Raw genomic sequence first — 13,591 nt, 5'->3', positions numbered from 1 at the left:
GAATGAGTAAACTTCGAAAGCTCTTTCTTGACTATGTTGTCAAGATTAGAAAAGAACACCCAGAAGAGAATAGGCGCTATGCTGGCCAAAACTTGATGATCCTTACAGTGTTCATCTTTTTTGTCTTTGTCATCAACTTTGCCGTTATTGTTGGCACAGACAGTAAATTTGGAGTCGATTTGTCAGAAGGCGCCAAAGCTGTCTACAATACCAGATCAACCTTGCAGGCAAGACGAGGCAGTATTTTCGACCGCAATGGTAACGTCATTGCGGAAAATTCAACGACCTATAGTGTTTATGCCATAATTGATAAAACGTATGTCAATGCTGATCAAGAAAAACTGTATGTACAGCCTTCCCAGTTTGATAAAGTTGCTGAAATATTTAGCAATCAGCTGGGGATGAAAAAAAAATATGTCATCAGTCAACTCAAACAACAGAAACTAACTCAAGTTTCATTTGGTACTAAAGGCTCCAATCTCAGCTACAGTAAGATGAGTGCTTTAAAGGATGCCATCGAAAAAGAAAAAATTAAGGGCATTTCTTTCGACACAAGCACTAGCCGGATGTATCCAAATGGTGTGTTTGCCTCACAATTTATCGGTCTGGCACAACCTCATGTAGAAAAAGATGGCTCAACCATTCTGTCTGGAGTTACCGGGGTTGAAGCTTCTTTGGACGATGTTTTATCTGGTAAAGACGGCACCGTTGAATATGAAAAAGACCGTAACGGTAACATCCTTCTTGGAACACAACATGTTGTCAAAAAAGCCGCTGATGGACGTGATGTCTACACCACCTTATCAGCTCCTTTACAAACTTACTTAGAAACTCAGATGGATGCTTTCCAAGCAGAAGCAAAGGGAAAATTTGCTAGCGCGACCATTGTCAATTCACAAACGGGTGAAATCCTAGCGACAACGCAACGTCCAAGCTTCAATTCTGATACACTTGATGGTCTTGACGACAAAAATTTCTCATGGCAAAACATGCTCTATCAAACCAATTATGAGCCTGGTTCTACCATGAAAGTCATGACCCTAGCGTCAGCCATTGATGATAAAAAATTCAAACCCAATCAGTATTTCACCAACTCGGGCTTGAATCTATCTGGCATAGTTGTTAATGACTGGTCAGTCAATAATGGTACAGCTGGCATTCAAACGATGACATTTGCTCAAGGATTCGCCTATTCAAGTAACGTAGGGATGACCCTCTTGGAGCAGAAGATGGGAAATGCCAAATGGCGTGATTACCTGACAAGATTCAAATTTGGTGAGCCGACCTACTTCGGTATGGGATCTGAATCAGCTGGGGTCATTTCTAATAATAGTGTTAATATCGCAACCAGTGCCTTTGGTCAGGGGATTGCGGTAACACAGTCGCAAATGTTACGAGCCTTTAGTGGGATTTCTAATGACGGTGAAATGTTAGAGCCACAATTTATCAGCCAAGTGGTTAACCATAATGACAGTACCAGTCGTGTATCTAAGCCTGAGATTGTTGGAAAACCGGTTAGTAAAAAAGCTGCTAAGGAAACTCGAGAACATATGGTTGCGGTTGGAACCACACCCTATTATGGTACCTTATATGCAAACTGGCTCGGAGAGCCAATTATTCAGGTCGGTAACGAATCTATCGCAGTTAAATCCGGAACCGCACAGATTGCCAAGGATGACGGTTCTGGTTACCTCACTGGTGATCGAGATTACATCCAATCCGTAGTGGCTATGATTCCTGCTGAAAAACCAATCTTCACCATGTATGTTACCATACAACAACCGGGCAGTTGGGAAGGTTTAGAGTGGCGAACTATTTTTAATCCAGTTCTCCAAGAAGCCATGACTATGCAGGATCAATTACTCACTTCAGTAGCTGCCAAAGAAAAACGCAGTGAAACAACTTATGAAATTCCGGATTTTGTTGGCAAATCAACTTCACAAGCAGTTGATACCTTGCGTAAAAACCTTGTACATCCAATCATCGTTGGAGATGGTGCGAAAGTGACCAAAATGTCTGTAACAAAAGGTACGAAACTAAAAGCCAATCAACAAATCCTCGTTCAAGCTGGAAAAGTTGAAGAAATGCCAGACATGTATGGTTGGAGCAAGCGCAATGTCCAAGCCTTTGCCAAGTGGAATGACTTGAGTATTACGATTAAGGGCTCTGGAAAGGTCGTCAAACAAAATACGGATGTCGGCACACCGTTTGGGAAAAAGAAAAATATAAAAATTACATTAGGAGAGTAACATGTTAATCAGTATAATAGTCGGTATCGTAAGCTTTGTCTTAACGATTATCGCTATGCCCTTCTTTATTCGCTATTATCAGATGAAAAAAATTGGTGGACAGCAAATGCACGAAGATGTCAAGCAACATCTAGCAAAAGCTGGCACACCAACTATGGGAGGAACTGTTTTTTTAACAGTTAGTCTTCTTGTAAGTCTTATTTTTGGACTTATTAACCAAATCAATCAAGGCGCAGCAATCGGGGCAACAGTTGGTATTTTATCTGTTGTTCTAATCTATGGTGTCATTGGTTTCTTGGATGATTTCTTGAAAATCTTTAAACAAATCAATGAAGGTCTAACGCCTTGGCAAAAGATGACTCTTCAGATTGTTGCTGGTTTGCTTTTTCATTTTGTGCACGTTCGCCCAAGTGGCATTACAAGTTTGAATATCTTAGGTTGGGAACTTCCTCTAGGCGTTTTCTATGTAGCCTTTGTCATTTTTTGGGTTGTTGGTTTTTCGAATGCAGTCAACCTAACAGACGGAATTGACGGTCTCGCTTCAATTTCTGTTGTTATCAGCTTGGCAACTTATGGTGTCATTGCTTTTGTTCAAAAACAATTTGATATTTTGCTTATTATCACATCAATGATTGGTGCCCTTCTTGGTTTCTTTGTTTTCAATAAAAAACCAGCTCAGGTTTTCATGGGGGATGTTGGTTCATTAGCACTTGGAGCCATGCTAGCAGCTATTTCCATTGCCCTTAGACAAGAGTGGACACTTTTACTTATCGGCCTAGTCTATGTTTTTGAGACGGCATCAGTCATGTTGCAAGTGACCTATTTTAAAATAACTAAGAAAAAGTATGGTGAAGGTCGTCGCATTTTCCGAATGACACCTTTTCATCACCATCTGGAGTTAGGTGGTCTATCAGGAAAAGGTGAGCGTTGGAGCGAATGGAAGGTTGATGGCTTTATGTGGTCGGTAGCCTTTGTTTCAAGTTTGCTGACACTAGCACTACTTTATTTATAATCTCAGGGCAAGGGAGATTTTCCCTTGCTTTTATTATGTTATAATAGTCATAAGAAAAGGAGGCATTATGTCCTTTAAAGATTTTAATTTTAAAACGTATATCCAATCAGCTTTAGATGAGATTGGATTTAAAGAACCAACAGCAGTACAACAAAAGTTAATTCCAATCGTTCGTTCAGGTCGTGATTTGGTCGGAGAATCAAAAACAGGTTCAGGTAAGACTCATACTTTCTTGTTACCCATTTTTGAAAAATTGGATGAAGAAAAGTCAGAAGTTCAAGTGGTTATTACGGCACCTAGTCGCGAGTTGGCTACGCAAATTTACCAAGCGACTAAACAAATTGCGGCACATTCCGAGAAGGAAATTCGCGTGGTAAACTATGTGGGCGGTACGGATAAACTGCGTCAAATTGAACGTTTAAAAACGGCACAGCCACATATTGTTATCGGAACGCCAGGTCGTGTCTATGACTTGATTAAATCCGGAGACTTGGAAATTTACAAGGCTCACACTTTTGTCGTTGATGAAGCCGATATGACCATGGACATGGGATTTCTTGATACCGTCGATAAGATTGCTGCCAGTCTTTCTAAAAATGTTCAAATGCTGGTTTTCTCAGCAACCATTCCCCAAAAATTACAGCCTTTCCTTAAGAAATACTTGACCAATCCAGTTCTGGAACAAATCAAAACAAGCACAGTTATCTCTGATACGATTGATAACTGGCTGATTTCAACAAAAGGAAAAGATAAAAACACACAAATTTTGAATTTATCAAAAGTCATCAACCCCTACATAGCCATGATTTTCGTCAATACCAAAGAGCGTGCGGATGAGTTGCATTCTTATTTGCTAGCTAATGGCTTAAAGGTTGCCAAAATCCACGGCGGTATTCCCCCTCGTGAACGTAAACGTATCATGAACCAAGTGAAAAACTTAGATTTCGAGTATATCGTTGCGACAGATTTGGCTGCACGAGGTATCGACATTGAAGGGGTCAGTCATGTGATTAATGATGCTATTCCGCAAGATTTATCCTTTTTCGTCCACCGTGTAGGACGTACGGGACGTAATGGCTTATCTGGAATAGCTATCACGCTTTATCAGCCAAGTGACGATTCTGATATTCGTGAGTTGGAAAAAATGGGGATTGCTTTTGAACCAAAAGTCTTGAAAAATGGTGAAATCCAAGACACCCATGACCGTGATCGCCGTCATCAACGCGAAAAAGCCTATCAGAAATTAGACACTGAGATGATTGGCTTGGTTAAGAAGAAAAAGAAGAAAGTGAAACCAGGCTATAAGAAGAAAATTCAGTGGGCTGTTGATGAAAAACGCAAAAAAGAACGTCGCGCTGCTAATAGAGCACGTGGTCGTGCTGATCGTAAAGCTAGAAAACAAACCTTTTAATCAGTAAGCAAAATTGGATTTTGATCCAGCTCAGGTTGATGAAAGATGTCCAAACTGGACTTTTTCTTCAACCTTTTTCTTTATTGTCAAAAACAAAAAACTTCCAGAAATCTTGGAAAAACAGCTAAAAATTAAATATCATCCGTCTCCCTGCCATATTTCAAATGATTAAAGTTTTAAATGTTGTCACCATTTCGAACAGGACTTTGATACAGTTTTTTTCTGATTGTTTCGCAGACTTTTATTTTTTATAAGTCTTAATACAAAATAGCTATTAGCCAGTTTTCAAAAATGGTGGTAGACTAAATTCATATTTTTTCAAAAAAAGGAGAAGTTTATGAAGTGGAAAAAGGCTCTTATTTTAGTGGTTAGTTTGGGAGTGTTACTGCTATCATCTAAGGCATATGCGGATAAGCAGACGGTTGTGACTGTACCCACGGATTCTGATACCAAACCCTTCACTTATAAAGAAAAAGGGAAATTCAAAGGATATGACATTGAAGTTGTTGAGGCAATTTTCAAGGGCTCAAAAAAATATGACGTTACCTTTAAAACAATCCCTTTTTCATCAATCTTAACGGGTTTAGATGCAGGACGCTACCAAATGGCTGCCAATAACTTTAATTACAACGAAGAGAGAGCAGAAAAATACCTTTTTTCTGATCCAATTTCTAAGTCAAATTATGCGATTGCTGCCAAAGATGGGGAAAATTTTGATTCTTTAAGCGCTGTTTCAGGAAAATCTGTTGAGGTTTATGCAGGGGCAAATTATGCTCAAATTTTAGAAAATTGGAATAAACAACATAGCGATAAAAAACCTATTGATATTAAATACGTAGCTAATACAGTTACCTTGCCTCAGCGCCTGCAAAATATTGAGAATGGTAAAGTAGATTTTCTTATTTACGATGCGATTTCCTTAAAAACAGTCATCAAAGATCAAGGACTATCTTTGACAGTTACAGATGTCGAAGATAAGTTAGGAACAGATAAAGACGGTTTAGAATTTCTACTATTTCCTAGAGATAAGGAAGGCAAAGCTTTGCAAAAATTTGTCAATAAACGTATCAAAGTGCTTCAAAAAAATGGAACATTAAGCAAACTCAGTCAAAAATACTTTGGCGGTGATTTTAGTACGAAAAGCAAATAATAGTCGCTAAGAGTAGAGATAGAAAAACGATAAGAGGTGATAGGTAAATCTTATCACCTCTTTAAAACCTCCTATTTTACAGGCTGGATAGTCAGTGATAGAATGGACAAATAGAAGGTTATCGATTAAAAGGAAAAGATTATGACACCATTAATTTTAGCAGCGGGTTGGTATGAAAGTTTTGTGGAAAAATTACCAGCTGGCAAACTCTTTTCATGGCGAGCTGTTTTTGACGCCATTCCATCAATTTTAGAACATCTCCCATTGACGATTGGATTAACCTTGGCAGGTGCCGTAGCTGGACTTATCCTTGCCCTTTTATTTGCGGTTGTTAAAATCAATCGTGTGAAAGTGATTTATCCTATCCAAGCTTTCTTTGTGAGTTTCTTGCGTGGGACACCGATTTTGGTTCAGTTAATGCTTAGTTACTATGGTATTCCGCTTTTACTCAAGGCAATTAACCAAAAAACTGGCTTAGATATGAATATCAATGCCATTCCTGCATCAGTATTCGCTATCACTGCCTTTGCCTTTAATGAAGCGGCCTATGCCAGTGAAACGATTCGTGCGGCTATTCAGTCAGTTAATTCTGGAGAGATTGAAGCAGCTAAAAGCTTGGGGATGACAAATAGACAAATTTATCGTCGAGTAATCATCCCTAATGCAGCTGTAGTTGCCACACCGACCTTAATTAACAGTTTGATTGGCTTGACTAAGGGGACATCACTTGCGTTTAATGCTGGGATTGTCGAGATGTATGCTCAGGCGCAAATCCTTGGTGGTAGTGATTATCGTTACTTTGAGCGCTTTATCTCCGTATCACTTATTTACTGGGGTATTAGTTTCTTAATTGAAAATCTAGGACTTTTCATTGAGAGACGTATGGCGATTTCTTCACCAGAAGCAGTACAAGAATCACTTGAAATGGGAGGTCGCTAATGATTTCAATTCGTCATTTAACCAAAGAATTCTCAGGACAAAAAGTCCTTGATGGTTTAGATTTAGACATTCAAAAAGGTGAAGTAGTAGCGCTTGTTGGTGCTTCAGGCGCAGGAAAATCCACCTTTTTACGTAGTCTGAATTACCTTGAAAAAGCTGATTCAGGCAGTATTGACATTGATGGCTTCAAGGTTGATTTTAAGACAATCTCAACTGAGGAAATTTTGACCCTCCGTCGTAAATTAGCCATGGTTTTCCAACAGTTTAATCTTTTTGAGCGCCGTACCGCTCTTGGAAATGTTAAAGAGGGTTTGAAAGTTGTTAAACAATTGCCAGATGCTGAAGCGACTAAAATTGCTAAAGAAGAATTGGCTAAGGTGGGTCTTTCAGATAGAGAAAACCACTACCCTCGCCACTTATCAGGTGGGCAAAAACAACGTGTTGCCTTGGCTCGTGCTTTAGCCATGAAACCAGATGTACTCTTACTTGATGAGCCGACATCAGCTCTTGACCCAGAACTTGTTGGTGAAGTTGAAAAATCAATCGCAGATGCTGCCAAGGCTGGTCAGACCATGGTACTGGTGAGCCATGATATGAATTTTGTCGCTCAAGTAGCGGATAAGGTTCTCTTTCTTGAGAAAGGAAAGATTTTAGAACAAGGAACGCCTGAGCAGGTTATCCACCATCCTAAGGAAGACCGTACGAAAGAATTTTTCGCTAGTTACAAAAAATCATATCTTTGATATAATGGAGAAAAACTCAGCTAGATAGTCTGGCTGAGTTTGTTTTGGCATTATTATCAATATAGTCAAATGCATTAACTTTGAGCCAAAGAACAGAAAAAGACGTGAACAGTACTTTAGTAGGGCAAGTCGGAAGTGATGAGGTATCAACCTTAATTCAAAAGACTATAGTATTCAATGAAAATCAGACTAGCAAGGCTGATAAGGAGACAATTGGCGTTCATCAAATCAAGTCAACAAGGTCTCAATTTGATTTTTAAAGAGTATAAGAAATTGGTAGAGCCATTCATGATTCAAGGCAGAGAAGGTAGGCGCATGTTACACACTTTAGTTTCATTTTATTTACAAGGACTCTTACTGGCAACCATATTTGTATTTATAGCTGGTCTGGCTTACATGGTGAGTAGAGCCTATAAAAAAGTAGATAAAACTGCAAGAGAACGACAAGAAGTTCTTTATGACATCTTAATGATTTGCATTTTGACAATTCCTATTTTTTCATTCGCATTTATGGCTTTGTTACTGGTTCTTAAGTCTTAATAATTGCTAATTAGGAGAAGAATTGTTAAAATTTGACTACAAATGTAGATTAAAAAGGAGAAAGCATGTACGATACAATTGTGATTGGAGCTGGTCCTGCAGGTATGACTGCGGCACTATATGCAGCCCGTTCAAATCTGAAAGTGGCAACCTTGGAGCAGGGAGCCCCAGGTGGACAAATGAATAATACAGCTGATGTTGAGAATTACCCAGGCTTTGAACTAATCAGTGGTCCCGAACTATCAATGAAAATGTTTGAACCTCTTGAAAAACTTGGTGTTGAAAACCTTTATGGTATCGTTACTGGTATCGAAGATAAGGGGGATTACAAAATTGTTCGCACAGATGATGAGTCCTACGAAACAAAAACAGTTATCATCGCGACAGGGGCTAAGCATCGCCAAATTGGGGTAGCTGGAGAAAATGAATACAATAGTCGTGGTGTTTCTTACTGTGCTGTTTGTGACGGTGCTTTTTTCAGAAACCAAGATTTACTTGTTGTCGGAGGTGGCGATTCAGCCATTGAAGAAGGGTTATTTCTAACACGTTTTGCTAATTCTGTTACAATTGTGCATCGTCGTGACGAATTGCGTGCCCAGAAGATTTTACAGGATCGTGCTTTTGCTAACGATAAAGTTTCCTTCATTTGGGATTCAGTCGTTGGCGAGATTAAAGGTAACGATACGAAAGTTACCAATGTCGACATCAAGAATGTCAAAACAAATGAAGTTAGCAACCACGCGTTCGGCGGTGTCTTTGTCTATGTTGGACTTGACCCTGTCTCTGATTTCTTCCGTGATTTGGGCATCACAGACCAAGACGGCTGGGTCGTGACGGATGATCACATGAGAACCAACATTCCCGGTATTTTTGCTATCGGAGACATCCGTCAAAAACACCTACGTCAAATTACAACAGCTGTTGGCGATGGTGCTATTGCGGGGCAGGAAGTTTATCAATATATCGTAGAAAATGAAGCCTAGTAGAGTCAGGACGGCAGTCTTGACTCTTTTTCTACATTCAAAAAGACTCCATAATCTCCGATGGGAACTTACCCACTACAGAAATGATATAGACTTTTGAATTAAGGTTGATACCTTGTCGCTTTCAACTTGCCCTACTCAAGTATTGTTCGGCGTCTTTTTTTGTTCCTTGTCTGAAAGCTCATTCATTTGACTATAGAGCTTTCTTATTTAAAAAATGTTATGATATTCACAATATGAAGTGTCAATTATTTCCTAAAACTAGTGTATGTGCTATAATAGTCAACAAGGTTAGAAGTCCTGAACTTTTGATATTAAAGGTAACAGAAGACTTTGATCAAGAACAAAGGAAACAAGAAAATGAATTATAACGATGATAGTCTAACACTACATACAGACCTCTACCAGATCAATATGATGCAGGTTTATTTCAAGCAAGGCATCCACGATAAACATGCTGTTTTTGAGCTTTTCTTCCGTAAGTTACCTTTTGAAAATGGCTTTGCTGTTTTTGCAGGCTTGGAACGTATCGTGTCCTACTTGAAACAATTACGCTTTACAGAAACAGATATTGCCTATCTTCGTGAGGAAGGTTATCCAGAAGATTTCTTAGCTTACCTAAAAGATTTTAAATTAGAACTTTCGGTTAAGTCAGCGCGTGAAGGAGACTTGGTATTTGCCAATGAACCACTAGTTCAAGTAGAGGGACCATTGGCGCAGTGTCAGTTGGTTGAGACAGCTCTTTTGAATATTGTTAACTTCCAAACATTGATTGCAACAAAAGCAGCTCGTATTAAGGGAGTTATTGCAGATGAACCTCTTCTTGAATTTGGAACTCGCCGTGCTCAAGAAATGGATGCGGCTATTTGGGGAACACGCGCAGCCGTAATTGGCGGTGCAGATGCCACTTCAAATGTGCGTGCTGGTAAGATTTTTGGAATCCCAGTTTCAGGAACTCATGCTCACGCTATGGTTCAAGCATATGGTAATGATTATGATGCCTTTAAAGCCTATGCGCAAACTCACCGCAATTGTGTTTTCTTGGTTGATACATATGATACCTTAAAAATTGGTGTTCCAGCAGCTATTAAGGTTGCTAAAGAATTTGGCGATAAGATTAATTTCCAAGGGGTTCGCTTGGATTCTGGTGATATGGCTTACCTTTCTAAAGAGGTTCGTAAACAGCTGGATGCTGCTGGTTTTACGGAGGCTAAGATCTACGCATCAAATGATTTGGATGAAAATACCATCCTAAACTTGAAAATGCAAAAGGCAAAGATTGATGTCTGGGGAGTTGGAACAAAACTCATTACCGCCTATGACCAACCAGCTCTTGGCGCAGTTTATAAGATTGTTTCTATTGAAGATGACAATGGTGAGATGGTTGATACAATCAAGCTCTCCAATAATGCCGAAAAAGTCTCTACACCGGGTAAGAAACAAGTGTGGCGCATTACTAGCCGTGAAAAAGGCAAGTCAGAAGGGGATTACATCACTTTTGCAGATGTTGATGTGACTGAAATGGACGAAATCCATATGTTCCATCCTGTTTACACCTATATTTCAAAAACGGTTAAGAACTTTAATGCTGTACCATTACTGACCGATATTTTCCAAGATGGTCAATTAGTTTATGATTTACCAAGTTTAGAAGAAATCAGAGAGTATGCCCATAAAGAACTTGAAGACTTGTGGGACGAGTACAAACGTGTCCTTAATCCACAAGAATACCCAGTAGACCTTGCTAAGGATGTTTGGGACAATAAAATGGCGCTTATTGATCGTGTTCGTAAAGCAGCCTTTACCCAAGTTAAAGGAGACAACTAAGTGAGCTTACAAGCAAATATTATTAAGGAATTAGGCGTTAAGCCAGAAATTGATGCTAAGGAAGAAATCCGCCGTTCAGTAGATTTTTTGAAAGCCTACCTTTTAAAACACCCATTTTTGAAGACCTTAGTTTTAGGAATTTCAGGGGGTCAAGATTCTACATTGGCTGGTCGTTTGGCACAATTAGCGATTGAAGAATTGCGTGCTGAAACAAGTGAAGACTATCAATTCATCGCTATTCGTCTTCCCTACGGTGTTCAGGCTGATGAAGCAGACGCTCAAAAAGCGCTTGCTTTTATCGAGCCTGATGTCAATCTAACCATTAACATCAAGGAAGCAGTCGATGCTCAAGTATCAGAATTAGCCAAGGCAGGTGTGGCAGTATCGGATTTTAATAAGGGGAACATCAAGGCTCGCCAACGTATGATTACACAGTATGCTGTGGCAGGACAATACAATGGCGCAGTTATCGGTACGGATCATGCTGCTGAAAATATTACTGGATTTTTCACTAAGTTTGGCGATGGTGGAGCAGACATCTTGCCACTCTTTCGTTTGAATAAGCGCCAAGGCAAACAGCTCTTAGCAGAACTAGGCGCAGACAGAGCCCTTTATGAAAAAATTCCCACAGCAGATTTGGAAGAAAATAAGCCAGGAATCGCTGATGAAGTCGCTTTAGGTGTGACCTATAACGACATTGATGACTATCTCGAAGGCAAGACAGTCTCCGCAGATGCTCAAGAAAAAATTGAAAACTGGTGGAAAAAAACCATGCACAAACGTCACTTACCAATAACAGTATTTGATGAGTTTTGGAAGTAGCATGCGATATGATGTCGTTTGTGACATGCTGATATCAATACATCATAGTCTATAACCAAAGAAGCATTCAACGGAAATTAAACGACCAATTTCTAGTGAAAAATAGAAAGCTAGGTTTACAAATTATGTAAAGCACCCAAGTGATGAGTATTGTATACTTAAGACCTCAAGTCTCAGTTCAAAGGAATTGGGGCTTTTTTCTCTTGAATTATATTTTTGGAAGCGTATAATGTTTGGTAACATGATTTCAGGAGGAATAGAATGTCTGAGTTAACGAAAAATTTTACAGAACAGTTATTTGAGCGCTATCAAGCCAATCCCAAATTGAGAGCGGTAGAAAATGCCGTAACGCACGCCGGGCTTTTGAAGGCACTTGAAACACGCCAGAGTACGGTTGAGAATGATTATGTTTTCTCGTTAGATCTTACCAAAGATGCGGTTTCAAACCAGAAGGCTTCTGGTCGTTGTTGGATGTTTGCAGCTCTTAACACTTTCCGTCACAAACTCATTTCAGATTTCAAACTAGAAAACTTTGAATTATCACAGGCCCATACCTTTTTCTGGGATAAATACGAAAAGTCAAACTGGTTCCTTGAAAATATCATTGCGACAGCAGATCAGGACTTGGATAGTCGAAAGGTAAAATTTCTCTTAGATGTGCCACAACAAGACGGTGGACAGTGGGATATGGTTGTCTCTCTTTTTGAGAAATACGGTGTCGTTCCCAAATCGGCTTATCCAGAGTCAATCAGCTCAAGCAATAGCCGTGAACTTAATCAATACCTAAATAAACTCTTGCGTCAAGATGCGCAAATCCTAAGAGAACTCATCTCAAAGGGTGCAGCAGCTGACACAGTTCAGGCAAAGAAAGAAGAGCTCTTGGAAGAAGTCTTTAACTTTCTTGCTGTCAATCTTGGTTTACCACCACGTTCATTTGACTTTGCCTATCGTGATAAAGACAATAACTACCACAGTGACAAGGCAATTACCCCTCAAGCCTTTTATGAAAAATACGTTGGTTTGAAATTGGATGATTACGTTTCTATTATCAATGCGCCAACAGAGGATAAGCCTTTTGGTAAATCTTACACGGTTGAACTTTTGGGAAATGTTGTCGGTAGTCGTGACGTTCGCTATCTCAATCTTGACATGAAACGTTTTAAAGAGTTGGCTATCGCTCAAATGCAAGCTGGTGAAACAGTTTGGTTTGGTTCAGATGTTGGTCAATCTTCTAACCGTCAATCTGGTATTATGGCAACAAATACTTATGATTTTACATCAAGTATGGATATTTCCTTAACACAAGATAAAGCTGGTCGTTTGGACTATAGCGAAAGTCTCATGACGCATGCTATGGTATTAACAGGTGTTGATTTAGATGAGAATGGCCAGCCTCTCAAATGGAAGGTTGAAAATTCTTGGGGAGATAAAGTTGGCGATAAAGGTTACTTTGTTGCCTCAGATGCCTGGATGGATGAGTACACGTACCAAATCGTTGTTCGTAAAGATTTATTAAAAGCTGAAGAGTTGACTGCATATGAAGCAGAACCAATTCTTTTAAAACCTTGGGATCCAATGGGGGCATTAGCTTCAAAATAATAAGATAAGGGTTGAGTCATTTGCGAGCCCACTGAAAAAGTCAAAGTTCTACAGTTTGACTGAAATGAAAAAAGAGGAATCTATCTCATAATTGGGGAGATTCCTCTTTGCTTTTCCTTATTTTTGATTTATTAGAGCCACAATCCTTTTCATATTAACCACAAATATGGTTGTGGCGGCTTGCAACTCCATGTTGAAAAGACCTGATGCCCTAGCCACATCAAGACCATGTCTGTGTTTAAGCTCCGCATTTTTAGCTTCTATCTTGTAGCGATGTTTAGACTTTTCTTTAAAATAGGATGTTTCCTGAAACCTC

Annotated in this window: 13 protein-coding genes; 12 read left to right on the top strand and 1 reads right to left on the bottom strand. The window is 39.4% G+C overall.

The features are described from left to right. Positions 1–2: 2 nt before the first annotated feature. The 12 genes from pbp2x (at position 3) to pepC (ending at position 13,275) form a co-directional block, all read left to right on the top strand. Complete coding sequence (pbp2x, locus tag A3IA_RS0104010) at positions 3–2,249, top strand: penicillin-binding protein PBP2X (RefSeq protein WP_018380063.1); 2,247 nt, start codon at positions 3–5, stop codon at positions 2,247–2,249. 1 nt (position 2,250) lies between these two features. Beyond that, positions 2,251–3,261: a phospho-N-acetylmuramoyl-pentapeptide-transferase gene (mraY, locus tag A3IA_RS0104005; protein WP_018380062.1), complete on the top strand. Its 1,011-nt coding sequence runs from the start codon at positions 2,251–2,253 to the stop codon at positions 3,259–3,261. A 67-nt stretch (positions 3,262–3,328) separates the two neighbouring features. Further along, positions 3,329–4,672, top strand: a complete 1,344-nt coding sequence (locus A3IA_RS0104000; RefSeq protein ID WP_018380061.1) for a DEAD/DEAH box helicase — start codon at positions 3,329–3,331, stop codon at positions 4,670–4,672. A gap of 13 nt (positions 4,673–4,685) precedes the next feature. Next, positions 4,686–4,844: a hypothetical protein gene (locus A3IA_RS12950; RefSeq protein ID WP_156802395.1), complete on the top strand. Its 159-nt coding sequence runs from the start codon at positions 4,686–4,688 to the stop codon at positions 4,842–4,844. Positions 4,845–5,009: 165 nt separating this feature from the next. Next, positions 5,010–5,822: a transporter substrate-binding domain-containing protein gene (locus A3IA_RS0103995; RefSeq protein ID WP_018380060.1), complete on the top strand. Its 813-nt coding sequence runs from the start codon at positions 5,010–5,012 to the stop codon at positions 5,820–5,822. 141 nt (positions 5,823–5,963) lie between these two features. Further along, positions 5,964–6,761, top strand: a complete 798-nt coding sequence (locus A3IA_RS0103990; RefSeq protein ID WP_018380059.1) for an amino acid ABC transporter permease — start codon at positions 5,964–5,966, stop codon at positions 6,759–6,761. Continuing rightward, on the top strand, positions 6,761–7,504 hold the full coding sequence (locus tag A3IA_RS0103985) for an amino acid ABC transporter ATP-binding protein (protein WP_018380058.1): 744 nt from the start codon (positions 6,761–6,763) through the stop codon (positions 7,502–7,504). The genes A3IA_RS0103990 and A3IA_RS0103985 overlap by 1 nt, the downstream gene beginning before the upstream one ends. A gap of 315 nt (positions 7,505–7,819) precedes the next feature. After that, positions 7,820–8,044, top strand: coding sequence for a DUF4059 family protein (locus tag A3IA_RS0103980; RefSeq protein ID WP_026217545.1), 225 nt, complete (start codon positions 7,820–7,822; stop codon positions 8,042–8,044). 65 nt (positions 8,045–8,109) lie between these two features. Continuing rightward, the gene (trxB, locus tag A3IA_RS0103975; RefSeq protein ID WP_018380056.1) at positions 8,110–9,027 is read left to right on the top strand and encodes a thioredoxin-disulfide reductase; all 918 of its coding nucleotides are present in this window, start codon (positions 8,110–8,112) and stop codon (positions 9,025–9,027) included. A gap of 360 nt (positions 9,028–9,387) precedes the next feature. Beyond that, on the top strand, positions 9,388–10,854 hold the full coding sequence (locus tag A3IA_RS0103965; protein WP_018380054.1) for a nicotinate phosphoribosyltransferase: 1,467 nt from the start codon (positions 9,388–9,390) through the stop codon (positions 10,852–10,854). After that, entirely contained in the window at positions 10,855–11,676 is an 822-nt protein-coding gene (gene nadE, locus A3IA_RS0103960) for an ammonia-dependent NAD(+) synthetase (RefSeq protein ID WP_018380053.1), read from the top strand. Positions 11,677–11,937: 261 nt separating this feature from the next. Beyond that, a complete protein-coding gene (gene pepC, locus A3IA_RS0103955; protein ID WP_018380052.1) occupies positions 11,938–13,275 on the top strand; it encodes an aminopeptidase C in 1,338 nt (445 codons plus the stop codon). A 117-nt stretch (positions 13,276–13,392) separates the two neighbouring features. Here the strand turns inward: pepC and A3IA_RS0103950 are convergent. Then, the coding region (locus A3IA_RS0103950; protein ID WP_018380051.1) for a transposase at positions 13,393–13,591 on the bottom strand (199 nt) is incomplete at its 5' end.

The sequence above is a fragment of the Streptococcus thoraltensis DSM 12221 genome, assembly GCF_000380145.1.
Classification (GTDB): domain Bacteria; phylum Bacillota; class Bacilli; order Lactobacillales; family Streptococcaceae; genus Streptococcus; species Streptococcus thoraltensis.
This window is presented reverse-complemented; position numbering and strand designations above follow the sequence as displayed.